At 44.8% G+C, this 21,059-nt stretch carries 27 protein-coding genes; 18 read left to right on the top strand and 9 right to left on the bottom strand.

Annotated elements, in window-relative coordinates:
* Window positions 1-524 precede the first annotated feature (524 nt).
* The 5 genes from HWI92_RS11760 to HWI92_RS11745 all read left to right on the top strand — a co-directional run bounded on the left by HWI92_RS11760 (window position 525) and on the right by HWI92_RS11745 (window position 3,856).
* Entirely contained in the window at window positions 525-1,496 is a 972-nt protein-coding gene (locus tag HWI92_RS11760; protein WP_204663964.1) for a sialidase family protein, read from the top strand.
* Window positions 1,497-1,901: 405 nt separating this feature from the next.
* Entirely contained in the window at window positions 1,902-2,285 is a 384-nt protein-coding gene (locus HWI92_RS11755) for an ArsR/SmtB family transcription factor (protein WP_204663962.1), read from the top strand.
* 20 nt (window positions 2,286-2,305) lie between these two features.
* Window positions 2,306-2,896, top strand: a complete 591-nt coding sequence (gene merTP / locus HWI92_RS11750; protein ID WP_204663960.1) for a mercuric transport protein MerTP — start codon at window positions 2,306-2,308, stop codon at window positions 2,894-2,896.
* A 1-nt stretch (window position 2,897) separates the two neighbouring features.
* Entirely contained in the window at window positions 2,898-3,107 is a 210-nt protein-coding gene (locus HWI92_RS25325; protein WP_229249329.1) for a GDCCVxC domain-containing (seleno)protein, read from the top strand.
* Window positions 3,108-3,118: 11 nt separating this feature from the next.
* The gene (locus HWI92_RS11745) at window positions 3,119-3,856 is read left to right on the top strand and encodes an ankyrin repeat domain-containing protein (RefSeq protein ID WP_204663958.1); all 738 of its coding nucleotides are present in this window, start codon (window positions 3,119-3,121) and stop codon (window positions 3,854-3,856) included.
* A gap of 144 nt (window positions 3,857-4,000) precedes the next feature.
* Here HWI92_RS11745 and HWI92_RS11740 read toward each other — a convergent pair whose 3' ends face one another.
* The 3 genes from HWI92_RS11740 to HWI92_RS11730 all read right to left on the bottom strand — a co-directional run bounded on the left by HWI92_RS11740 (window position 4,001) and on the right by HWI92_RS11730 (window position 7,404).
* Complete coding sequence (locus HWI92_RS11740; RefSeq protein ID WP_204663956.1) at window positions 4,001-6,169, bottom strand: TonB-dependent receptor; 2,169 nt, start codon at window positions 6,167-6,169, stop codon at window positions 4,001-4,003.
* Window positions 6,170-6,243: 74 nt separating this feature from the next.
* The gene (locus HWI92_RS11735; protein WP_204663954.1) at window positions 6,244-6,558 is read right to left on the bottom strand and encodes a hypothetical protein; all 315 of its coding nucleotides are present in this window, start codon (window positions 6,556-6,558) and stop codon (window positions 6,244-6,246) included.
* Between the two features lie 144 nt (window positions 6,559-6,702).
* Complete coding sequence (locus HWI92_RS11730) at window positions 6,703-7,404, bottom strand: low molecular weight phosphatase family protein (protein WP_229249327.1); 702 nt, start codon at window positions 7,402-7,404, stop codon at window positions 6,703-6,705.
* A gap of 108 nt (window positions 7,405-7,512) precedes the next feature.
* Here HWI92_RS11730 and HWI92_RS11725 point away from each other — a divergent pair, with 108 nt between their 5' ends.
* From HWI92_RS11725 to HWI92_RS11685, 9 genes are read left to right on the top strand one after another with little or no spacing between them, the layout of a single operon-like run.
* On the top strand, window positions 7,513-7,845 hold the full coding sequence (locus HWI92_RS11725; protein ID WP_204663952.1) for an ArsR/SmtB family transcription factor: 333 nt from the start codon (window positions 7,513-7,515) through the stop codon (window positions 7,843-7,845).
* Between the two features lie 54 nt (window positions 7,846-7,899).
* The gene (locus HWI92_RS11720; protein WP_229249325.1) at window positions 7,900-8,457 is read left to right on the top strand and encodes a DUF6428 family protein; all 558 of its coding nucleotides are present in this window, start codon (window positions 7,900-7,902) and stop codon (window positions 8,455-8,457) included.
* Between the two features lie 16 nt (window positions 8,458-8,473).
* Window positions 8,474-8,923 (top strand): arsenic resistance N-acetyltransferase ArsN2, encoded by a 450-nt coding sequence (gene arsN2, locus HWI92_RS11715; protein WP_204663950.1) that lies wholly within the window; start codon window positions 8,474-8,476, stop codon window positions 8,921-8,923.
* Window positions 8,920-9,957, top strand: coding sequence for an ACR3 family arsenite efflux transporter (gene arsB, locus HWI92_RS11710; RefSeq protein WP_204663948.1), 1,038 nt, complete (start codon window positions 8,920-8,922; stop codon window positions 9,955-9,957). The genes arsN2 and arsB overlap by 4 nt, the downstream gene beginning before the upstream one ends.
* A gap of 14 nt (window positions 9,958-9,971) precedes the next feature.
* Window positions 9,972-11,030 (top strand): ArsO family NAD(P)H-dependent flavin-containing monooxygenase, encoded by a 1,059-nt coding sequence (locus HWI92_RS11705; RefSeq protein ID WP_204663946.1) that lies wholly within the window; start codon window positions 9,972-9,974, stop codon window positions 11,028-11,030.
* A complete protein-coding gene (locus HWI92_RS11700; protein ID WP_204663944.1) occupies window positions 11,027-11,803 on the top strand; it encodes a metallophosphoesterase family protein in 777 nt (258 codons plus the stop codon). Before HWI92_RS11705 ends, HWI92_RS11700 begins: the two co-directional genes overlap by 4 nt.
* Entirely contained in the window at window positions 11,800-12,549 is a 750-nt protein-coding gene (locus HWI92_RS11695; protein ID WP_204663942.1) for a metallophosphoesterase family protein, read from the top strand. The genes HWI92_RS11700 and HWI92_RS11695 overlap by 4 nt, the downstream gene beginning before the upstream one ends.
* Before the next feature lie 10 nt (window positions 12,550-12,559).
* Window positions 12,560-12,907 (top strand): hypothetical protein, encoded by a 348-nt coding sequence (locus HWI92_RS11690; protein WP_204663940.1) that lies wholly within the window; start codon window positions 12,560-12,562, stop codon window positions 12,905-12,907.
* Complete coding sequence (locus tag HWI92_RS11685) at window positions 12,904-14,037, top strand: MFS transporter (RefSeq protein ID WP_204663938.1); 1,134 nt, start codon at window positions 12,904-12,906, stop codon at window positions 14,035-14,037. The genes HWI92_RS11690 and HWI92_RS11685 overlap by 4 nt, the downstream gene beginning before the upstream one ends.
* A gap of 1 nt (window position 14,038) precedes the next feature.
* Here the strand turns inward: HWI92_RS11685 and HWI92_RS11680 are convergent, their stop codons facing one another.
* The 4 genes from HWI92_RS11680 to HWI92_RS11665 form a co-directional block, all read right to left on the bottom strand.
* Window positions 14,039-14,716: a TIGR04282 family arsenosugar biosynthesis glycosyltransferase gene (locus tag HWI92_RS11680; protein ID WP_229249323.1), complete on the bottom strand. Its 678-nt coding sequence runs from the start codon at window positions 14,714-14,716 to the stop codon at window positions 14,039-14,041.
* Window positions 14,667-15,713 carry an arsenosugar biosynthesis radical SAM (seleno)protein ArsS gene (gene arsS, locus HWI92_RS11675; RefSeq protein WP_204663936.1) on the bottom strand — a complete coding sequence of 349 codons (1,047 nt, stop codon included), beginning with the start codon at window positions 15,711-15,713 and terminating at the stop codon, window positions 14,667-14,669. Before arsS ends, HWI92_RS11680 begins: the two co-directional genes overlap by 50 nt.
* Before the next feature lie 38 nt (window positions 15,714-15,751).
* A complete protein-coding gene (locus HWI92_RS11670; RefSeq protein ID WP_204663934.1) occupies window positions 15,752-16,084 on the bottom strand; it encodes an arsenosugar biosynthesis-associated peroxidase-like protein in 333 nt (110 codons plus the stop codon).
* A gap of 68 nt (window positions 16,085-16,152) precedes the next feature.
* A complete protein-coding gene (locus HWI92_RS11665; protein ID WP_204663932.1) occupies window positions 16,153-16,845 on the bottom strand; it encodes a TIGR04283 family arsenosugar biosynthesis glycosyltransferase in 693 nt (230 codons plus the stop codon).
* 155 nt (window positions 16,846-17,000) lie between these two features.
* On the opposite strand from HWI92_RS11665, the gene HWI92_RS11660 reads away from it, so the two are divergent.
* From HWI92_RS11660 to tnpB, 4 genes are all read left to right on the top strand, one after another.
* Window positions 17,001-17,774, top strand: a complete 774-nt coding sequence (locus HWI92_RS11660; protein WP_204663930.1) for a DUF547 domain-containing protein — start codon at window positions 17,001-17,003, stop codon at window positions 17,772-17,774.
* Between the two features lie 20 nt (window positions 17,775-17,794).
* On the top strand, window positions 17,795-18,784 hold the full coding sequence (locus HWI92_RS11655; protein ID WP_204663928.1) for a phosphotransferase: 990 nt from the start codon (window positions 17,795-17,797) through the stop codon (window positions 18,782-18,784).
* 365 nt (window positions 18,785-19,149) lie between these two features.
* On the top strand, window positions 19,150-19,428 hold the full coding sequence (gene tnpA, locus HWI92_RS11650; protein ID WP_204663926.1) for an IS66 family insertion sequence element accessory protein TnpA: 279 nt from the start codon (window positions 19,150-19,152) through the stop codon (window positions 19,426-19,428).
* Window positions 19,428-19,772, top strand: coding sequence for an IS66 family insertion sequence element accessory protein TnpB (gene tnpB / locus HWI92_RS25620; RefSeq protein ID WP_374757887.1), 345 nt, complete (start codon window positions 19,428-19,430; stop codon window positions 19,770-19,772). Before tnpA ends, tnpB begins: the two co-directional genes overlap by 1 nt.
* 198 nt (window positions 19,773-19,970) lie before the next feature.
* Here the strand turns inward: tnpB and HWI92_RS11640 are convergent, their stop codons facing one another.
* Together HWI92_RS11640 and HWI92_RS11635 are read right to left on the bottom strand one after the other, a co-directional pair.
* A complete protein-coding gene (locus tag HWI92_RS11640) occupies window positions 19,971-20,264 on the bottom strand; it encodes a putative quinol monooxygenase (protein WP_204663924.1) in 294 nt (97 codons plus the stop codon).
* A gap of 58 nt (window positions 20,265-20,322) precedes the next feature.
* Window positions 20,323-20,973, bottom strand: coding sequence for a TMEM175 family protein (locus tag HWI92_RS11635; protein ID WP_204663922.1), 651 nt, complete (start codon window positions 20,971-20,973; stop codon window positions 20,323-20,325).
* Window positions 20,974-21,059: the final 86 nt, after the last annotated feature.

Here is a 21,059-nt window from a genome sequence, read left to right as displayed (position 1 = left end):
CTGGCTTAGGAGAAGTTTCCTGGAAGAACCAGGAGGTAGAATTATCAACAGCAGCAAGGGTTTTTTGGATTAACCCTGTCGGCTGGACTTTTAATGCAAAAACGGGAAGTGAGTGGGCGCAATCACAGCCAGATTCATTACAGCTATGGCTGCATTTATTATCACTGTCTCCTGATCTATGGTTTCGGTGCCTGATGCAGCACGCTTTTTTATGGGTAGCCACATGTTGATGGGCAGCGATATGCCTCAATTCTTTTTTTGCAGGAATGTGTTTGCTACCGCACGCCTGACTAACACCCGCTGGTAGCAGCAGGCATATTATCATCAGCAGCAATAAAACACAACCTTTCATATCAAAATATACGGTTTTAGGCACCACAAAGATTGCCGGTTCCTGTGGGAATTTTCTACATAATTATTACTACGGATTGCATAATTATGGAAGTCAAGAGTTAAAAAAGGTAAATCGGTGTGTTTGCACCTTTTAAAACTGTGTATCTCATTATCGATTTAAATCTATAGTTATGTTATTAAAATTATATACCACCGTTTTTGCCCTTCTTGCAATTTGGACAGGTGGCAACGCTTTGAAGCAGGATAACCTTGCCCCATCCCAGCAGACATTCTGGACAGGTAGCCAACCGGAAATAAGTGTTGATCAGAAAGGGATCATACATATTGTATATGGGACCAAAGCCGGAAGAGAGCGGGATCTGTACTATTTATCATCAAGCGATGGTGGCAAATCGTATTCAAAACCTTTGCTGCTGGGCAGCTTCTCCCAGATGGGCCTGGGGATGGGCAGGGGGCCACAGATTACAACAACAATGGAGTATACCGTTGTTACAGTTGGTGACCATCATGGAGACTTGTTTGCCATGCGACTTTCCGCTGAAAACAATCAATGGTCTTCCCCTGTAAAGATCAATGATGCCGATACAACCGCCAAAGAAGCTCTTTCCGGACTAAGTGCTGGAAAAGGCAACGATGTATATACCGTTTGGCTGGATACCAGGCTGGGAAACAACAATTTGTATGGTGCCTTATCCAAAGATGGCGGGTTAACATGGGGTAAGAACCAACTGATCTATCAAGGTGAGCAAAACGGGATTTGTGACTGCTGTAAACCATCGGTTGCGATAAGCCGGAACGGTGATCTGCATGTTATGTTCCGTAACAAGGTCAGTGGCGCTCGAAATATGTACCTGACTAGCTCAAAGGACTATGGCGGGCATTTTGATAAGCCACAAAAGATTGGAACCGGGGACTTCATGATTGATGGATGTCCTATGGATGGCGGAGATTTATCAGCTGATGCGACAGGCAAGGTTACCACCGTATTCAGACGTCAGATGGAAATCTATGTAGCTGAGCCTTCCAAACCCGAGATAAAACTGGGCAGTGGCCGTACCCCTGTAATCTTGCAAACCAGTCAAGGGCCAGCAATTGCTTGGGAGCAACAAGGGACAATCCAATTTCGTAGTCCTAATGATTAAAAAGCCGTAACGCTCGCAAAGGGGCAATATCCTAAGCTGGCACTAGGTCCAGACAGAGAATCAATTTTTTGTGTGTATGAGGTGGATGGTCAGGTTATGGTAAAATCAATCCCGCTATAAGGAGTGCTGCAGCTAACAGTTGGGTTTTCCTATTTGCTAGTATCCAAGTAGTTTGCATGAAGTGGTTCACGGAAATTGGTTGCATATTAGAATGCTATGCAGAGCAAAAATTTATGGGGCGAACTGAATAGCTGATAGAATGACAAGGATTGCCAATGGCACAGAAAGCGGTAGTTAAGACTTTATAACAGTTGCACCATACAGGGAAGGATAAGAATTAAACTGTATTTAATCATTTGCTTAAATACTTAATTGTTGTGTATCTTAGCAGTCTAAATAATGTAAATGAGCGATCAGCAAAGTTGTGTCCGGCTTTTTGAAGATCAAGAAAAAATCCAGCAGTACACAGAAACCATAAAGGAATTTCAGCCATCCTTCGCACGGCTGGCCCAGGTGATGGACTTGGCAGGAAATGAAAACCGTTTAAAAATCGTTTATCTTCTGCGAGAGGAGAACAATCTATGTGTCTGCGATTTATCCGACATTTTAAGCATGAGTATTCCGGCCGTTTCCCAGCACTTACGTAAGCTTAAAGATGCACAACTGATCCAGGCCAGAAAGGACGGGCAAACCGTTTTTTATTCCCTGAGGGAAGAATCCTCAGATATTTTGAATTTGATTTTAGGACACCTCACCACTTTACAAAAGTCGTCAGAGCTAGGGGTTTAGCCTGAGTTAAAAATTGAACTATGAGAACGACAGGATTGATTGGACTTTTTACTGCATTTGCTTCTTCGCTCTGCTGCACAATTCCGCTATTAGCTGTAATTCTGGGTACTTCTGGCTCGGCGAGTGGTTTCGCGTGGCTGGAATCTTTTCGTCCATATAGCATTGCTCTGACGATTGGAGCATTAGGTTGGGCCTGGTATGAACAATTTAAATCCAAAAAAATGAAAGACTGCGCTTGCGATACAGACAAAACCTTCTTTTGGCAAACAAAGGGGTTTTTAGGCATGATAACAGCAATAGCGCTGCTATTAATAACCTTTCCATCCTATTCAAATCTGCTTTACCAAGAGAAGGTTCAGCAAGTTTTACAACCTGCACAGGATGGGCAGCAAAAAGTGGTGTATGTAACCATAAAAGGGATGTCCTGTGAAAGCTGTGAGCATCACGTCAAAAAGGAGGTTGCTAAATTGAAAGGCGTTTCACAGGTTGATGTTTCGTACGCAAAAGGGGCGGCCACTGTCAAATTCGATAATAAGAAAACCTCGATTGCTGACATTAAAAAAGCCGTCGATGCGACCGGTTATAAAGCAACAAGCACAAAAACACTATAAAATGGTTGCCATACTTGAATCCGTAATTAAATGCCCGAACTGTGGGCATCAAGAAGCAGAAACGATGCCAACGGATGCATGCATGTATTTTTATGAATGTGCTTCCTGTAAGATCGTATTAAAGCCTCTAAGCGGTGACTGCTGTGTGTTCTGTTCATATGGATCTGAAAAATGCCCGCCTATTCAGGAGCAAAAAAGCTGTTGCAAATAAGCCTATAATCAATGAACTATATTGATACCCGTGATCCTATTGCGGTTGCAGTAGTCAACGCTATTCAAACAGGCGATATCCCGACCCTTACACAATTACTGGCCGATAATCCTGGATTATCAAAAGCGAGGCTTGGTGATAATGACCCTTGTGGCATGTCGCGTACGTTACTACACGTTGCCACAGACTGGCCTGGCCACTTCCCTAATGTAGCTCAGACGATCAAAACGCTTGTTGAAGCCGGAAGCGACGTGAATGCACAATTCACCGGTCCACACATTGAAACTCCCCTGCATTGGGCGGCCAGCAGCAATGACATCGAGGCGCTTGATGCTTTGATTGATGCCGGAGCCAATATAGAAGCCGAAGGCGCAGTCATTTCCGGGGGAACCCCGCTTACTGATGCAAGAGCTTTTGGACAATGGAAAGCTGCACACAGGCTTGTCGAGCTCGGCGCACGAACTAATTTAACGGATGCCGCTACCCTTGGCTTGATGGATCGATTAGAGGGTTATTTTACTGAAAATTCAAGACCCGAAAAGGAAGAGATCGACCGCGCTTTTTGGGGCAGTTGTCATGGTGGACAAAAAACAGCAGCTGCTTTCTTACTTGAACAGGGCGCCAACATCAATTGGATTCCGGAATGGGAGAATCTATCACCGCTAGACGCTGCACACCGGGAAGAAGCAAACGAGTTGGTTGAATGGTTACGTAGTCAAGGGGCAAAATCGGCAAAGGAGTTAATTTAACTGTTAGATTTCTACGTTCGGCTGAATAGCACAACTCCTTTGGAAATTTGATGGTAGATAATTAATGGTTCTCTCAATATAGCTACATATCCCGGTTCTGTGTTTTTCAACGAAGGACCGGGATATGTAAGCTCAAATGGATTACTACAAATTTAGTTTGATACCGCCATTAACCACAAATCCATCCAAGGGTGCATAGATATCCTTAAAAACTGGGTTAGTAACCGTACCGCTGTAAATGGAGCCGAAGCGTGTCTGCCGGGTATCGGTAAAGTTTTCGAAATTGACGAACAATGAAAATTTCTCCCAGATCCGCTCGGCCATGAAACCAGTGATCCAATATGGTTTACCGACCGTCCCATCGCTGAGCGTTTGTTTGCTGTAATAGTAAGCTTCCAAACCTATTTTCCATTTGTCTTCCACTTCGTACATCAGCACATTGTTAAGCCGGTGTTTGGCTGTCAATGGGTTAACACGTTTAATGCCGCCCTCATTGAGCTGGGCACTTGTGAGTGTATAACCAACAAAGAGCTTGAAGTCGCCATAGCCTAATTTCAAATTCGTTTCAGTCCCCTTTGTGTCAACAAAGCCATCGGCATTAAGCAGTTTGGTGACGGCGGGGTCACGGGTGGCTTCCAATAGGAGCGGGTCATTAATCCGCGTGTAGAAGAACATTTGGTTCAAACTAAAACTGAGCTCACCAAAATGAGTTGAGTAATTTATGTCAAAATTAGCACCGTAAGATTTTTCCAGCTTGTTGTCGTCTGGATTGGTCGGAAGTACTGCGCGGAACTGCCTGCGCTCGGTTTCCTCGGTGAAAATAGTAGGTGCTTTATAACCCAAGCCGCCGCCGAGCCGAGAGCTCAACTTGGGTGTAATCTTAAAAAGCCCTGAAATGCGCGGAAGCAGGACAAATCCGTAGTCAAACACATAGTCTCCACGAACACCAGTTTCGATGGAAAGCCAGGGGGCAGTCTGCCAGGTGTTCTGAACAAAGCCACCAAGCGTGCTCTGGGTATAATCCCTTTTTACAAAATTGTCGGAGGGCGATTCACGGAACTGATCGGTGTACAGGTTGACGCCAGTCACCCAGTCGGAGCGCTCATGATTGCTGTTGAATGCAACTTCTGAATATGTCGAAAGCTGCTTTCCGTCAAAAACATAGCCCGGAATGCTGATCCGGCGATCAAAACTGTTGACCGAATTCTTGAAGGTCAACCGGTTTTGTTCACTGAAGTCATGCTCGAAGCTTATCTGCGTAGAAAAGCGGCTGCTTTTGTTTTTTTCAAAATAGCTGTGCACCGCATCGCCTTCGTCCTTAATGTACTTGATATCCCCACCAATTCGATTTTCAAAGACCGTATTCAAGCCAACGTTCAGGCGCGTCCTGTCGCTGAAATAGACGAACAGTTTTGGGTTGAAAACATAGCGCTCGGTTTTCGGGATGGCCGTGAAACCTTCATCGGAGGGATCATAGGGTCGGCTGCTATTTCGGGAAGCAAAAAGCGTGAGCCCTACTTTATTAAACTTCTGGCTGTAAAACCCATTCACATCCAGCCCACCGGCCGACGTTCCATTGATCAGAAAGCGCAGCTCGCGCTCGTCGGTGGGAACCTTGGAAACCAGGTTTACTAGTCCCGCGATTGCGCCGCCCCCATACAAGGTTGAAGACGCGCCCTTGATGACTTCGACCTGTTTGAGGTCCAGGGGCGGAGTTTGTAACAGACCCAATCCGCCTGAAAACCCAGCATAAAGTGGGAAGCCGTCTTTGAGTATTTGGGTATACCGCCCATCGAGCCCCTGGATGCGGATACTCGAATTGGCCGAAGTGGCCGAGACCTGCTGGGTCTGGATGCCCGTACTTTCATTGAGCATCATCCGGATATCGCCCGGCTTCATGTTACCTTTTTCTTCGAGCTCTTCTCCGCCGATCAATTCCACGCGGGTAGGAATACTCTGGATCGTGCGCGAGCTTCGGGTAGTAGTGATAACTACTTCTTCGAGCTCTTCATCATCGGCCGCTAGCAAGACAATTAGCGTGTCACTTGCAGTAGGGAAAATGATATTTTGTTCTTGCGGCTCATAGCCGACAAAACTGAAACTGAGCTGCTGACTGCCTGCGAGTATACCTGTCAGGTTAATTATACCTTTCTCATCAGCTGTAGCGCCGATGCCGGTGTTTGAAATCTTTGCAGTTGCGCCAGGGAGTGGCTGATTGCTAACCGCGTCGCGGATAATTGCTGTCAAAGTATACTGCGCCGTAGCTACACTGCTAATCAGCAGCAATAGCACAATGCCAAATGCTTTTTTCATTTGAATTATTTGTAAATAAATAGAATAGCTAAATATGGGCGCGAAATCAGCCCGAGAAGTTGAAAGTGAAATTATTAGCTTATCTGCGGCGGTTGCCAGATCCAGCCTGGCGCATTGGTCCAGGCCGTTTCGAGGTAGTAAAAAGGCACGCTGTCGATGGCTGACACTTTTTCAGGCAAACTAACTAATATTTCATTTGGCAGAATGCTGTTGCAAGCCCCGCAGGCCAGAAACGGGACACACGTGCCATGCGTTTGATGTTCGTCGCCGTGATGAGTGGAGCTCGATTGCTGAGTCCGCTGATCACTACAGCAGTCACTGTCACCTTCGCAAGTAAAGCCTGAAAGTGTCAGCAGGTAAAGTGAGAACAAGTAAACAAACCACTTCATGCTTCAAAGCTAAGGCAGAGTTGAGTAACTGGCAACTTTTTTCCAACAACAAAGTCCTTACATGTCCTTTCGCAAATTAAGATCTAGCCAGGCATTATCATTATTCACAACCATTAAGTTGCTGGTCGAAGGCTAATAATGAGCTCAGATTTTCACTTTTGAAAAAACATACATTGTTTCGGTTGCGATCTGTTTGCAGCGCTCATCATATTTTACTGTTTCCTGCGATGTACCATCGAAGGCTTTCGGGTCATCATAAGGAACAGCAACCCTGGCAGCTGCGCCTTTCACAACCGGGCACGCTTCATCAGCCTGGGAACAGGTCATAATAGCACAGAAATTACTTTGAGGGTTGCGGGCGTCGTCATATTTTTTTGAAAAAGCTTTCATGGGTTCAGCTCCGGCCCCATAGCTTACATGATAGATTGGGTTTTTGCCATCTGATGTTTTTGTGATATCAAAACCAGCCCTTTCGCAAGCAGCAACCGCCCGCTCGTTGAATGCGGTGGCCTCAGTACCGCCAGAGTATGTTTTCACATTAGGGATGTCGTAATATGCAGCAGCAGTAGCAGCCCAAATTTGACCGAAATGACTGCGGCGAGAATTGTGGGTACAAATGTAAGTGAGCTGTACAGGCTGGCCGGCTTTAACCTGCTTTTGGATAAATGCCGCTATTTTGTCAAGCTCTTCTCTTCGCTCGTCTGGAATTTTTGAAATGTCGTCTTTAATCGTGTTGATGTAGGAAGAGAGCTTTGGGTTTAGTGCTTTTTTGTTGTCTAAGTTGCTAGCTGGCATGATTGCGGCAGTGGTAAAAAAGGTTATTAGTAAAATTTGGATCAGGCTCATATTTATCAGGTAAGTTGTATTCTATCGTAAAGATACGATAGAATTTATCAGACAAAAAAATATTAATCGTAATATTGCAATTGAGAGAATGCTATCTATATTTGCAGCATGGGAGTAACTAAAACTGAAATATTCACAGAGCAGCAGAACCGTATTGCAGATTTGGCAAAGGCGTTTTCGCACCCAGCCAGGGTTGCGATCTTGCAACTGCTGATTTCCAGAAAAGCATGCGTTTGCGGTGATTTGGTGGATGAGCTCGAACTTGCCCAGGCAACTGTTTCTCAGCATTTGAAGGAGCTTAAAAGGATAGGGATAATCCATGGAGAAATCAATCCACCAAGGGTATGCTATTGCATAAACCCAGTCGTGTGGTCAGAAGCGCAGAAAACTTTCGGTGCGTTGCTTGATACATTTGCCCTAAGTGAATCCTGTTGCAATTAGCAGGGCTTTTTTTGATAATATCAATCGCAATAATACATTTAACCAATAGAAACTATGAGCCAATCTAATCCGATGAGCTGGGGTGATTTCAAAAATACCCTTAAACAAAATCCTGATCTGCACCTGCGATTCCAATATGAGGAAGGCAAGTTTGTGGACAGCTCTTACCACATTACCGAGATCAAACAAGCACCCATCGTTTCGGTTGATTGCGGCGGGGTAATGAATAGCTGGACAGAAGTGATCGTGCAGCTATGGGAAGCCTCAGAGAAAGAAGTAGACCGTTCAATGAAAGTTGACAAAGCGCTAAAGATTGTCGACCTGGTTGAAAAATCGCTTCCCCTGAACCCTAATGCAACCGTTAAAATTGAGTTCGGTAATTCCAGGTTTGATACACGCCAGATGTACCCCGGAGAGTTTGCTTCCGATGGGGAAACGTTTACCGTTAACCTGGTTCCGGACTTCACCCAATGCAAGGCACTTACCCGAAACCAAAGCTGCGGCACACCGTCAGCAGAAACTTCCTGCTGCGCGCCTGCCCCTGTCAAACAGGAATTGGAACTGGTCACCTCCGATGGTGACAGCTGCAAGCCAGGCTCTGGGTGCTGCTAATCAAAAACAACCAGCTATGAAACTACAAATTGATAAAGCAGTGGCAGCAGACAAGGAAGTCGTAACCAGCCTGCTGAAAGAAGCAGACCTTCTTACGGAAGACTTGCCTGCTGGGTTGTCCAATTTTCTTTTAGCAAGAGAAGAAGGGTCACCTGTTGGTGTCGCTGGAATGGAGCTGTATGAAGAAGTTGCACTATTACGCTCAATTGCAGTTAGCCCTGATCATCAAGGTAAGGGCATTGCTCGAAAATTGGTCGAGCAGCTTCTGGCAGGTGCTGACAAACAAGAAGTTCAAGCAGTATACCTGATCACAACTACGGCTGACCATTATTTTGACCGTTATGGTTTTGCGGTAGTAAACCGTGAGCAGGTGCCGGAAGCCATTCAGCAAACCAAGCAGTTTAGCAGCCTTTGCCCAACATCTGCTGTAGTTATGAAAAGAGACTTAAAGCATACAACCGCATGAATAACCCACGTCTTTCTTTTTTAGACCGTTACCTGACTTTATGGATCTTTTTGGCCATGCTGATCGGTGTGTCAATCGGCTATTTCTTGCCCGGCACGCCTGATTTCATCAACCAGTTTAATTCGGGGTCAGGTGTGAACGTCCCATTGGCCATTGGCCTTGTGCTGATGATGTACCCGCCACTGGCCAAGGTACGCTACGCAGAGCTGCCAAAGGTGTTCAGCAACACCAAGATCCTGGGGCTTTCCCTGCTTCAAAACTGGATCATTGGCCCGCTGCTGATGTTTGGCCTAGCCGTTATCTTCCTTCCTGATAAGCCAGAATACATGACTGGCCTGATCATGATTGGCATTGCCCGCTGCATTGCCATGGTCATTGTCTGGAACGACTTGGCTAATGGTGACCGTCTGTATGCGGCAGGGCTGGTGGCGTTCAACAGCATTTTTCAGGTCTTGTTTTATTCGGTCTATGCCTATGTATTTGTAACAGTATTGCCACCGCTCTTTGGACTAAAAGGATTTGAAGTGAATATTACGATTGGCCAGGTCGCCCAAAGCGTCTTTATTTATCTGGGCATCCCGTTCCTGGCTGGCATTATTTCCCGGATCGTATTAACAAAGCTGTTTAGTAAGCAGTGGTATGAGAACAAATTCCTTCCAGCCATCAGCCCAATCACTTTAATTGCCTTGCTCTTTACGATTGTGGTCATGTTCAGTTTGAAAGGTCAGCTGATCGTGAGTATCCCCTTTGATGTGCTGCGCATTGCGCTGCCGCTGACAATCTATTTTGTAATCATGTTTTTCTCTGCTTTTTATCTGTCCAAACGTGCAGGCGCTGATTACGCCAAATCAACATCGCTGGCCTTCACCGCCGCAGGTAACAACTTCGAGCTTGGGATAGCGGTTGCTATCGCGGTTTTCGGGATTGATTCGGGGGCTGCATTTGCTGCTGTCATCGGCCCACTAATCGAAGTGCCGGTATTAATCCTGATGGTGAATTTTGCACTCAAACAGCAAAAGAAGTTTTCTGTATAGCCCGCTGATCAGAAATGGAATTATACGACCTGATTATTATTGGTGGCGGGCAAAGTGCCTTGGCTTGCGGCTATTTTCTGCGCAGGGCCAAAGTGAAATATATCATCCTGGATGACCAACAGCATAGTGGTGGCGCGTGGCAACACGCCTGGGATTCGCTTACCTTGTTTTCGCCTGCTGAGCAGAGTTCCTTGCCCGGTTGGATGATGCCTAAATGCAGGGAAGGTTTTCCATCAAAGCAGCAGGTGCTGGACTATTTGAGGGCTTATCAGGATAGGTGCCAGATACATATACAGCATGGTACAAAAGTAACCGGCGTAAAAAAAAAGAATGGCATTTTTATAGTATCCTCTGGTCAGGGTGAATATCAGAGTAAGACAGTTATCTCAGCTACAGGTACTTTTCAAAATCCATTTATTCCACAAATTCCAGGAAAGCACTTGTTCAAGGGCCAGCAGCTACATTCATCCAAGTATAGAAATGCTCTCCCGTTTGAAGGTAAGTCGGTGTTGATAGTAGGCGGTGGGAATTCCGGGGCGCAAATCCTGGCCGAAGTCTCCCAGGTGGCAGCCACGATCTGGGCAACAGCCAAAACGCCGCAATTCTTACCTGATGATGTGGATGGCAGGGTACTTTTTGATGTGGCATCGGCTAAATACCATGCAATGAAGGAAGGCAAGGAGTTTAGTGCTGCCCAATACAACATTGGCAATATTGTCATGGTACCACCGGTAAAACAAGCGCGCGAACGTGGCGTGCTCAAATCCCAGGAAACCTTTAAGGAGTTTTATGAAGACGGTGTCATTTGGCCCGATTGCAGCAGCCAACCATTTGATGTAGTGATCTGGTGTACCGGGTTTGGCTTTGCAACAGGGCACCTGAAAGAGCTGGGAATCATACATGAAGACGGAAAAGTTGACTGTGAAGGTACGAAGGCCTTAAAGGTAAGTGGGGTTTGGTTGGTCGGTTATGGAAGCTTCACAGGTTTTGCATCCGCCACCTTAATTGGCGTTGGCCGCTCTGCGCGTCAGACAGTCAATGAGATTATCGAATACTTAAATAACGATTTATGAGAATTGCCCTTTTTTCAGACATTCACGCAAACCTACCAGCATTAGAGGCGTTTTTTAAGGATGTTGATTCAAGAGACACTGATGCTATTTATTGCCTGGGTGATCTGGTTGGTTACAACATCTGGCCAAACGAAGTAATCGATCAGATCAGGAAACGTGGCATCCCTACCATTGCCGGAAATTACGACTTCGGGATCGGAAGGAGCAGTGACGATTGTGGCTGCGCTTACAAAACGGACGATGAAAAAGAGAATGGCAAGGTATCGATTGCTTATACAAACGAAATTGTAAAAGATGACCAGCGTGCTTATCTAAGAACGTTGCCGGCACACATTCGTTTGGATTTCCAGTTGAACGACAAACCTCTGTCAGTTCTTCTGGTGCATGGTAGCCCACGCAGGATCAACGAATACTTGTTTGAAGACCGAGATGAAAAAAGTTTGCTACGAATCATGGAGCAGGCCACGGCTGATGTGATGCTTTTCGGCCATACCCACAAACCATATCACCGGCTCCTGAACTCCGTGCAAACAGATGGCACAGACCATTTCCGGCATGCGATCAACATTGGTTCCATCGGTAAGCCGAAAGATGGTGACCAAAGGGGCGGCTATGTGATCCTGCACATTGATGCAGATGCACTGGCATCAAGCAAGGAAAGCATTACAGTAGAGTTTATACGTTTTGAATATGATGTAGAAGCAGCAGCCAAAGCCGTAGAAGGCAGTATCCTTCCGAATGCATATGCAGAATCATTACGCCGGGGAAAATGAAAATAGCATTACTCTCTGATATCCATGCAAACCTTCCCGCTTTTGAGGCGGTATTGGAAGATCTGGAAAAACAACAACCTGATGCTGTTTATTGCCTAGGTGATCTTGTAGGCTACAACGTTTGGCCTAACCAGGTAATTGGTCTGGTACGTAAGTATGGCATTGCGACCATTGCAGGAAACCACGACCTGAAAGTTTCTAAGATAATGCCTTCCGAGGGTGATTGCAGCAAAGAAGAAAGCAGTGAGTATGCCTACAGGCTGGTAGGGAAAAAGGAAAGGGACTACCTGTTAACACTTCCCAGGCATTTGCGAATAGAGTTTCAGCTTAATGATCAGCCATTGAACATGCTGCTTGTCCATGGAAGCCCACGAAGCATCAATGAATATCTTTTACATGATCTGCCAGAGCAGTACATGCTGGAACTAGTCAGGGAATTTAAAGCGGATATCCTTTGCTTCGGACACTCGCACAAGCCATATCACCGCGTTATTAATTCTGGCGAGAACAGCATTGAGCATTTTCATCACCTGATTAACACTGGTTCTGTCGGTAAACCTAAGGATGGCGACGCGCGCGCTTGTTACGTACTCATCACGATTGATCAGACAGCTAGTACAACAACTCAAGATGCTGTTCAGGTTGAATTTGTAAGGGTCAAATACGATGTAGAAAAGGCGGCAAAGGCCGTAGAGCTTAGCCTTCTTCCTAATGCTTTTGCAGATAATTTAAGAAAAGCATATTAACTTTATCCAGATGAAAGGCTTGATAGTTTTGTTTTTGATCTTCCTTCCCATTGTGTCATCGGTCTATTCTTTTGGAGCACGGGAACAGCCAAAGGACATAGGCAATCAATTATCCCACCTTCTTGACTATCCTTCTGTTCTTGGTGAAACTGGCGGAATCGTTGTAATTCAGTTTTCTATTGGCGAAGGTAGCGCCATAGGTAAAGTGAAAGTATTCACCCATGATGATAAGCTTAATAACGATTTGATCCGGCAGCTGACTGGAAAGAGGGTATTTTTGCCTGATCGTCATCCAGCCGCAAACTATACCGTTAAATTAAGGTTTATAAGGCTAAATAAACCGCTTGGGAAGGAATGAGAAAGCATATTGCCGAAATGAAATTACCCATGTATGCGTCTTTCAGCCTGAGCTTCGCTTTAATGGGTGATGCATTTCTATATTCTTTTCTGCCAATAAATGCTTCCAGCATCCACGTTCCATTCATTTGGATAGGAACAATCTTGTCAATCAACCGCTTTACACGGATTTTGCTTAACCCACTTATTTTGCGCGTTTTCAGTCTTGTGGGCTTTCGTATACCTATAATCGTTGCGGCAACTGTGTCCGTATTGGCCACGGCTGGCTATGGTGCAGGTTTTGGCATTGCGATTTTAGTACTGCTTAGGATCTTGTGGGGCATATCGTATTCTGTCCTTCGCGTTGGGGCAATTACCTATGCCATGGATTACCCTAAGAAAGGCTTTGCACTAGGAATGAGCCAAAGCATCATCGAATCAGGCCCACTACTAGCATTGTTGGTTGGCCCACTGCTTTTTGAAGAGATCAGCCCTAGCTCGATTTTTTTAGCAATTGCGCTCCTCTCGACGCCAGGAGTTTACTTCGCGTTTAAACTCAGAGAAAGGGATCAGCGGCCTGCCCAGCAATTTAGCTTCCAAATATCATTTCCATCAGTCTTTAACCGGTTAGCTTTTTTGGCAGCTTTTGCAGTGGAAGGTATGCTTGTGGTTTTAATTGGAGCGCTGTTAATGGATGCACACCCCTATTGGTCGGCAGTTGAAATTACTGCCACTGTCGCCGGATTTCTTATTTTCCGACGGATTTGCTCGCTTTTAATTTCACCTTTTGCGGGTTGGTCCGCTGACCGGTATGGGCTTGCTAACATATACTCAGGGTCAATTCTCTTGATCTGCCTGGGTGTGCTGCTGGCAACAAGCGGCTGGGTAATGCCGGGATTAATCCTTGTATTTACCTTTTATAATGTTAATGCATCGCTAGCAGCTGGCGCGGCATCAGCTGGGAAAGACGATGTGACTCGCGCTGTCTCAATTAATGCCACTTTCAGGGATGCTGGTTCCGCATTTGGCGCATTGGCGGGCGGCTTTTTATTGACCAATAACCATTTGAGCCTGATCTTTACTGCTCTCACTTTGCTTCTAATAGTTCATACCTGGGTTTATCAAAAACGAAACAAGACATTACTTGTATAGATCATGATTCTCTGGACTGATTAATTTTTATCCATTCATTCCATGAATTCAGATCACTTTCATCATCTATGTCCGAAAGTTCTTCGAGGAGCGTATAACTAAGCCCATGCATGGCGCATTTTTGAAGCGTTAACTCCAGGACACTTGAAGTACTCCATGGTACATCTTCGAAAAGAAAGCTATGGAAGCGGCTCATTCCAAGAAGATAATAACCTCCGTCGTTTGCTGGCCCTATCACAACTTGCTGCATATCAAGTGCATCAAAAGCCTGCTCGATAATAGATGCATCCAGTCCAGGACAGTCAGTTCCTATAATAAGTACTTTCTCAGCAGACGACTCGAAGACTTCTTTGAAAGCATTTGACATTCTCTCTCCCAGGTCGCCCCCGTGTTGCTGGCGAAGCAGAAAATCTTGTCCAATTACAGGCAGGTCACTATGCAGGTTATCGGAAAAGTAAAGCAATTTCTCATGTTCAGTCCTGCTTACCTGCTTGAAAGTATGTTCAACAAGTTGGCTATAAATTTCTAAGGCCTTCTGGTCGCCAATGGTAGCCGCCAATCTGGTTTTAACTTTTCCAAGCGTTAAATTCTTCAAAAAAACAATTACAGCGTTGTTCATGGGAAACGGGCTAAATCGTATTGCCGCCACAGCTTGAACCAGCACCAGCTGTGCAGCCATAGCAATGCTGGCCAGTCTTAATTTCACGGTTATCGATCAGCTCCTGGTCATAGCGACTAATGTGGTTGTATGCAGGATCAAACTGCATATCCAGCATTTGATTAAAATCACAATCATATAATGAGCCATCCCAACCGACCGAAACCATTGACCGGCACATGACACCGCTTGCTGCTATGGGATTGAAGGCGTTAACAAGTTTTTCCATGTAGCCATCATAATTTCCCGAGCTGATCAGGTAATCCAGGTACCGGCTGACAGGAATATTGGTTATTGCAAAAAGCTCATTGAATACAATACCGAATTCGTCATGCAGTGCCTTTTTGAATTGGCGCTGCAAGCCCTGTTGTGGTGCAGGCATGAATGCCCCATTTGGGTTGTAAACCAAATTAAGGATGAGTCCGCTGCCTTCCACTCCATAGCCTCTCGTATTTAGCATTCTTAGTGCCTTCACAGAATCCTCAAAAACGCCTTTTCCTCTCTGCCGGTCTGTTTTGTCGGCGTTATAGAAGGGCAGCGAGCTGACTACTTCAACCTGGTGCTGCTTAAAAAAGTCAGGCAGGTCATGATATTTTGGGTTGGCTACGATAATAGTCAAATTGCAGCGGACAATAACCTGTTTACCAATTGCAGTCAGCTCTGCAACAAACCAGCGGAAATCGGGATTCATCTCAGGTGCCCCTCCCGTAAGATCGACGGTAGTAATTTCAGAACCCGCAAGTTTATCTAGGCACTGCTGCATGGTGTGCCTGGTCATAATCTCCTTCCGGTCAGGACCTGCATCCACATGACAATGTTTGCAAATCTGATTGCACATTTTACCTACATTAATCTGCATGGTGGTGGTGCGGGCCGGTTTTAAAGGATACAGGGATGCAGCCTCCATTTTTTGATCAAAAAGAGGAAGCTGCAACTTATCAAACACCTGGTCATGCAAGGTCTTGATCTGCGATGCAGAATCCGAGAGCAAATGCCCGCTTGCCTTGAGTGATTTCATTGCTTTACTGGGGTTACTGGTGAAACGCCGACAATCGCTTACATGGAAAGATCTTTTGCTTTATTCATCATCTGGACACCATGTACCAAAGTCGCTCCACCTTTTATAGCGGCCGCCACATGCACAGCTTCCATCATTTCTGCTTCCGAACACCCTTTTTCCAAAGTATCTGTCGTGTAGGCATCAATGCAATAAGGACACTGGACAGTATGGGAAACAGCCAGTGCAATCAGCGATTTCTCCCTGGCTGTGAGTGCACCTTCGGCAAATACAGAACCATAATAAGAGAAAAATTTATCAGCCAGTTCTTTTTGAAATTCACCAATTGAACCAAATTTTTTTAGGTCTTCGGGATTATAATAGGTATTCATCTTTGGCAGGTTAAGGTTGGCATTTATATACGATGATCAGAATAGCAAAGATTAAGGGGCCCCGTGGCTCACCGGTAATCCAGCATGGATTTATATTTTAAGGCAATGCTAGATGGTTCTCTTTTTAAATAAAACATGGTAAAAGCAGTTAAGTTAGCAATTTGGACACGCAGCCAGCTATTGTTCTGGTACTTTCTGGCAGAAACGGTTACCTCTTTTGGGATGATCTTAAACCGGGCTACTTTCCAGATCCTGATGATGATATCATAATCCTCCATAATGGTATAATATTCATCAAAGCCATTTAGCTGATCAAACAGCTTTCTGGTTACAAAAAGGGTTTGATCGCCACCGCGGCACATCAGCCTGTTAAAACGGGTAAAATAACTGTTGATTTTAAGGATTGCCCGGTTTGAATCAAAGCGGAACCGGTAACAGCCCGCTTCAAACCCATCTGACACAGCCCGCTCAATGTCTTTAAAATAATCCCGATTTATGCCAACATCGGCGTGAACAAAGTAAAGCACATCTCCATTTGCAAAACCAGAAGCATAATTCATTTGTGCTGCCCTGCCCGGCCTGGGAGATTTGAGCACGCTTGCACCGGCTTGGAGCGCTATTTCCAAGGTAGCATCTTTGCTTCCGCCATCCGAAACAATGACTTCAATCGACTGATCGCCTGAATATCTGAACAAATCCTGTACCAGGCGTGCAATGTTAGTTGCCTCATTGTAGGTTGGAATGATAATACTGAGCTTCATAGGGATAGGCACGATTTCAGTGAGCAATCTAATTAATTTCACTACGCGTATGTACGGGGACAAGAAGTAAACAGTTTTGTTACCAGGGTCACTTCTAAAAAATTATGTCGAGTTAGTTTCCTGCGTGATATATTGATGGTTTAATGGCAAAAAGAATGAAATGGATATTGGTAATAGCAGGCCTTGTTTTGGTTATATGGGCAGTTGGATTACTACCCGTTGCCGGCCAATCGAACAAAGAACCTGATCAAAAGATGATTGCACTATCAGGAAAGCTACTCATGCAGGTGAAGATGGACGAGCCGGTAGATAGTCTTCGCAAGGCTTTGGCAACGATCAAAACCGATAGCCTGATTTCTGGATTGGCTGACGATGATGCACGTAAAACATTCTGGATCAATATCTACAATGCTTATTTTCAGATCCTTGCTACAAAGGAAAAGAAAACCAGGCCAGCCATTTTTGAGGAAAAACTGATAACGATCGGAGGGGTAAAACTGAGCCTTGACCAGATCGAACATGGTATCCTCAGACGTTACCGGGCGAAATTGAGTCTGGGGTATCTGCCCCAGTTTTTTCCTGGAAAAACTATTAAACAATTAGCTGTTTCTAAAATAGATTATCGCATTCATTTTGCCCTTAACTGTGGTGCGACCAGTTGTCCTCCAATCGCTTTCTATGACTATGGTAAAATCGACAAACAACTCAGCATTGCAGCATCATCGTTTTTGAAGACGGATACACAGATCAACCCGCAGAAAAAAACAGTAATGGTTAGCCGGATATTGCAGTGGTTCAAAGCAGATTTTGGTGGAAACAATGGCATTAAGATAATTTTGGAGAAATACCTGGGTGAAGACTTTTCAGAATATTCCTTGAAATTCAAAGAGTATGACTGGACGCAAAAAATGAAAAACTTTGATTCATAATTTATCCTAAACAGCTGTACATGTTTATTCTAAGTGCAAACGACATTGCTACGCTCGAAACTTACCTGCAAAACCAGGGCTGGTTAATAAATGGGGAGCGGGTCAGTCAGGTTTCCGTGCCGGGAGAAGGAAATATGAACTATGTTCTCCGGATAACTACCGCGGACAGATCCTTTATTGTCAAGCAATCCAGGGGATATGTCGAAAAGTACCCGCATGTGAGTGCTCCCGCTGACAGGGTCTTAATGGAAGGTGTTTTTTACAAAACGACAAGCGTTGACCGATTGATTGCAGACTTCACCCCGGAGTTGATTGGCATTGATCCGGTAAACAATGTTATGGCCTTAGAAGACTTGGGCACGGCCAGCGATTTTATACCACTATATAATTCGCTCAAAGCTCTTGAAATCACCCAAGTCGCACAGTTGACAGATTTTTTAAGCACGCTTCATACACGTTTTTCCTGCGAATCGCCTCCAGATTCGCTCAAAAACAAAGCTATGAGGGCGCTGAACCATCAACACATATTTGAATACCCGTTTATGAAAGAGAACGGGTTTGATCTCGATACGGTCCAGCCAGGATTGCAAGCTGTCGCTACTGTTTACAAGAGTGATGATGAACTGAAAACTCAGGTGGCACATTTGGGGCAAACCTATCTTTCTGATGGAAAATGTCTTTTACATGGAGATTTTTATCCAGGAAGCTGGCTTGATACGACGCAGGGAATAAAGATTATTGACCCTGAGTTCTGCTTTTATGGGCCTGCCGAGTTTGATCTGGGCGTTATGATCGCGCACCTACATCTGGCAGGTCAAAATAAAGCAATGGTAGATTTTACACTAGACAGGTATAGCTCTATCAATCAAATAAATTACAATAGTCTGAACGGATTTATTGGGATCGAAATCATCCGGCGGTTAATAGGATTGGCACAACTGCCTCTGCAAAGAACGTTACAGCAAAAGCAACAGCTATTAAGATTTGCGAGAACTCTAATAATGTCATAGGTACTTACACTGCATATCTTTAATTTATAAAGCGTATCAGGTTTAAGCGGCCCGCAACTATGTATTCTCCAAAACCTTCGACAGGCTTGGCCTAATTTTGGATACGGATTCAATACAATTCCATTGCAGCTAAGATAAACTGGTACATCTGATGGGCATTGTCAGCCCTAGACGATTGCTAGTAATGACTTAGACTAAGCCGCTTAAACCCGTCATTGGCTCCTTAAACGCTATGTTGTTATTGACACAGGAAAAGACCCTGTGAATGAGTTTGTTTCTTATTGCATTGAGAACGTATCCGGCCTACCAAGCGCATATTTTCCGACTAAGCACTGATAGTTATTTTTGGCAAAAAACAATCAGTTATGGATCTGTCAGAAAAGATGTTCGAATTAGTCCGGTTATGGCGTGAAAGTGGTCTTAGCCAGAGAGAATTTTGCAAACAACACCAAATCGGTATGGCCAAACTTGGCTATTGGGTCGGAAAAGAGAAACAATCCGTTAATGGGGTTGGATTTTTAGAGCTATCTGCTCGGCATAGTACACCAAGTGTAGGTTATGAAGTTGTCTATCCCAATAGTGTGAGGGTGAGTTATCAGGGTAACGATCTTACTATACTTTCACAACTGATCCGCCTTTACTGATGTTTGGTCTGGGCTCATCCCACCAATATTTTCTTTATCGAGGGAGTTGCGATATGCGCAAGGGCTTCGATGGACTTTGTGGCATAGTAGACTCTGAGCTTGGCCGAGTGGCCACCAGTGGGGAAGTCTTCATCTTTGTCAACCGCAGGCGCACGCAGCTAAAAATGCTTAGATGGGAGCCCGGAGGCTTCATACTATATCATAAAAGACTTGAAAGTGGGACATTCCCAATACCCAAAAAGGTCTCCTCGGGTAGCATCTTCTGGGCAGATTTAGTTCTGATGATCGAGGGAATCCAGATACTAAAAAGCCGCCGAAGAAAGCGGTTTAATTTGCAGCAATAAGTCTCTTTTTTAGCTCCAGTGGCAGTTTTTTCGTACTTTTAAAGGAATGGCTACCGTAAACATCTCGCTGTAATTTTTTATGGGAAGTTTTATTAAGTTGATCGACGATCGCCATCAAATGCCCGTGACGTGACGGGCATCTATACTTTCCATGAAGAGCCAAAAAATAATTAATGTGAAGGGTAGTATTTTATTGTTTTACTTGACTGCCAGCAAGTCGACCATTTCAAGGACCGGTTCAACTGCAAGCAGGTCCGGTGCATTTGCCATCAATGCTTTGGCGATCGCGCCGCCTAAATGTGCCTCTCTGCCCTCCTGAGTTTCGAATGTATCGAAGATCCCGAATGTGGAAGGACCTATTTGCAGGGCAAACCAGTTGATGGTACCTGCTTCCTCCATCGCCAAAGGCAAGGCACCTTTGAGAAAGTCCGCGACGTCTTGTTCTTTACCTGGCTTAGCTTCGAGCCTTGCCAGAATTGCCAATTTTACCATAACTGTTTGATTAGTTTAAATGAAATTAATACATTCTTGTGATGGAATGGTATTTAAGTTAAGCGTTAATCTTTGGAATTATACTGCTGGTATTGGTCTTCTTGTCATTTATCTTTTTTTCACTAAGACGTGGCAGGGCGAAATAAATGTATAACAATATAATAGGTATAATACTTAGTGCTACACTCCACAAACAAATGATCAAGGCAGCCAAATGCAGTGCGGGGGCAATTGCATATTCCCTGGTCAGCAGTTGAATGAGCCTTGGATCGGCATTTTCTTCCAAAAGGTCTTTCTTTTTGATTGCATACCACCAGACGCAGTTATAAAGCAATGTCATAAGCACCAATGTTGTGTGATAGATTAATGCTGCCGTTCGTTCGTCCGGCTTACCTACCTGGCGGGCCAATAATCCTGTGGTGAAAGATTGCAGCGTTACGAACATTAAAAACAAGACATTCAATATAAGTAGGTGCTGATTGGTCTGTTTTATATAAATATACATGTTGTGATGGTTGGACCAGGCAATGCATATAAACAGGAAAGACGCGGCGAATGCAGCATAGTGAGGCCACTCTTTGATAAGTTCCTGCAGTAAGTCGGTTCCGGCTTCAGGTTTGGGCAATTCCGTAGCAAGCAACGTTGCCGCTATAGCTAAAACAGCGTCGCTAAAATATTCGAGTCTGTCAGTTGGCCGGTGATTGTGCATAAGAATTGCTGAAAAATTCAATTAAACAGGAAAGTCTGTATTCCTGAGTATCAGGCTTTCCTGATTTATAAACCGCAGTTACTTTT

Source organism: Dyadobacter sandarakinus, assembly GCF_016894445.1.
Classification (GTDB): Bacteria; Bacteroidota; Bacteroidia; order Cytophagales; family Spirosomataceae; genus Dyadobacter; species Dyadobacter sandarakinus.
Note: the sequence above shows the minus strand (reverse complement) of the source record. Positions and strands in the feature narration are given on the sequence as shown.

Excerpts from the sequence above, each read along its gene's own strand:
- HWI92_RS11760 (WP_204663964.1), top strand. The coding sequence starts at position 525 with ATGTTATTAAAATTATATACCACCGTTTTTGCCCTTCTTGCAATTTGG.
- HWI92_RS11755 (WP_204663962.1), top strand. The coding sequence starts at position 1,902 with ATGAGCGATCAGCAAAGTTGTGTCCGGCTTTTTGAAGATCAAGAAAAA.
- merTP (WP_204663960.1), top strand. The coding sequence starts at position 2,306 with ATGAGAACGACAGGATTGATTGGACTTTTTACTGCATTTGCTTCTTCG.
- HWI92_RS25325 (WP_229249329.1), top strand. The coding sequence starts at position 2,898 with ATGGTTGCCATACTTGAATCCGTAATTAAATGCCCGAACTGTGGGCAT.
- HWI92_RS11745 (WP_204663958.1), top strand. The coding sequence starts at position 3,119 with ATGAACTATATTGATACCCGTGATCCTATTGCGGTTGCAGTAGTCAAC.
- HWI92_RS11740 (WP_204663956.1), bottom strand. The coding sequence starts at position 6,169 with ATGAAAAAAGCATTTGGCATTGTGCTATTGCTGCTGATTAGCAGTGTA.
- HWI92_RS11735 (WP_204663954.1), bottom strand. The coding sequence starts at position 6,558 with ATGAAGTGGTTTGTTTACTTGTTCTCACTTTACCTGCTGACACTTTCA.
- HWI92_RS11730 (WP_229249327.1), bottom strand. The coding sequence starts at position 7,404 with ATGAGCCTGATCCAAATTTTACTAATAACCTTTTTTACCACTGCCGCA.
- HWI92_RS11725 (WP_204663952.1), top strand. The coding sequence starts at position 7,513 with ATGGGAGTAACTAAAACTGAAATATTCACAGAGCAGCAGAACCGTATT.
- HWI92_RS11720 (WP_229249325.1), top strand. The coding sequence starts at position 7,900 with ATGAGCCAATCTAATCCGATGAGCTGGGGTGATTTCAAAAATACCCTT.
- arsN2 (WP_204663950.1), top strand. The coding sequence starts at position 8,474 with ATGAAACTACAAATTGATAAAGCAGTGGCAGCAGACAAGGAAGTCGTA.
- arsB (WP_204663948.1), top strand. The coding sequence starts at position 8,920 with ATGAATAACCCACGTCTTTCTTTTTTAGACCGTTACCTGACTTTATGG.
- HWI92_RS11705 (WP_204663946.1), top strand. The coding sequence starts at position 9,972 with ATGGAATTATACGACCTGATTATTATTGGTGGCGGGCAAAGTGCCTTG.
- HWI92_RS11700 (WP_204663944.1), top strand. The coding sequence starts at position 11,027 with ATGAGAATTGCCCTTTTTTCAGACATTCACGCAAACCTACCAGCATTA.
- HWI92_RS11695 (WP_204663942.1), top strand. The coding sequence starts at position 11,800 with ATGAAAATAGCATTACTCTCTGATATCCATGCAAACCTTCCCGCTTTT.
- HWI92_RS11690 (WP_204663940.1), top strand. The coding sequence starts at position 12,560 with ATGAAAGGCTTGATAGTTTTGTTTTTGATCTTCCTTCCCATTGTGTCA.
- HWI92_RS11685 (WP_204663938.1), top strand. The coding sequence starts at position 12,904 with ATGAGAAAGCATATTGCCGAAATGAAATTACCCATGTATGCGTCTTTC.
- HWI92_RS11680 (WP_229249323.1), bottom strand. The coding sequence starts at position 14,716 with ATGGCTGCACAGCTGGTGCTGGTTCAAGCTGTGGCGGCAATACGATTT.
- arsS (WP_204663936.1), bottom strand. The coding sequence starts at position 15,713 with ATGAAATCACTCAAGGCAAGCGGGCATTTGCTCTCGGATTCTGCATCG.
- HWI92_RS11670 (WP_204663934.1), bottom strand. The coding sequence starts at position 16,084 with ATGAATACCTATTATAATCCCGAAGACCTAAAAAAATTTGGTTCAATT.
- HWI92_RS11665 (WP_204663932.1), bottom strand. The coding sequence starts at position 16,845 with ATGAAGCTCAGTATTATCATTCCAACCTACAATGAGGCAACTAACATT.
- HWI92_RS11660 (WP_204663930.1), top strand. The coding sequence starts at position 17,001 with ATGAAATGGATATTGGTAATAGCAGGCCTTGTTTTGGTTATATGGGCA.
- HWI92_RS11655 (WP_204663928.1), top strand. The coding sequence starts at position 17,795 with ATGTTTATTCTAAGTGCAAACGACATTGCTACGCTCGAAACTTACCTG.
- tnpA (WP_204663926.1), top strand. The coding sequence starts at position 19,150 with ATGGATCTGTCAGAAAAGATGTTCGAATTAGTCCGGTTATGGCGTGAA.
- tnpB (WP_374757887.1), top strand. The coding sequence starts at position 19,428 with ATGTTTGGTCTGGGCTCATCCCACCAATATTTTCTTTATCGAGGGAGT.
- HWI92_RS11640 (WP_204663924.1), bottom strand. The coding sequence starts at position 20,264 with ATGGTAAAATTGGCAATTCTGGCAAGGCTCGAAGCTAAGCCAGGTAAA.
- HWI92_RS11635 (WP_204663922.1), bottom strand. The coding sequence starts at position 20,973 with ATGCACAATCACCGGCCAACTGACAGACTCGAATATTTTAGCGACGCT.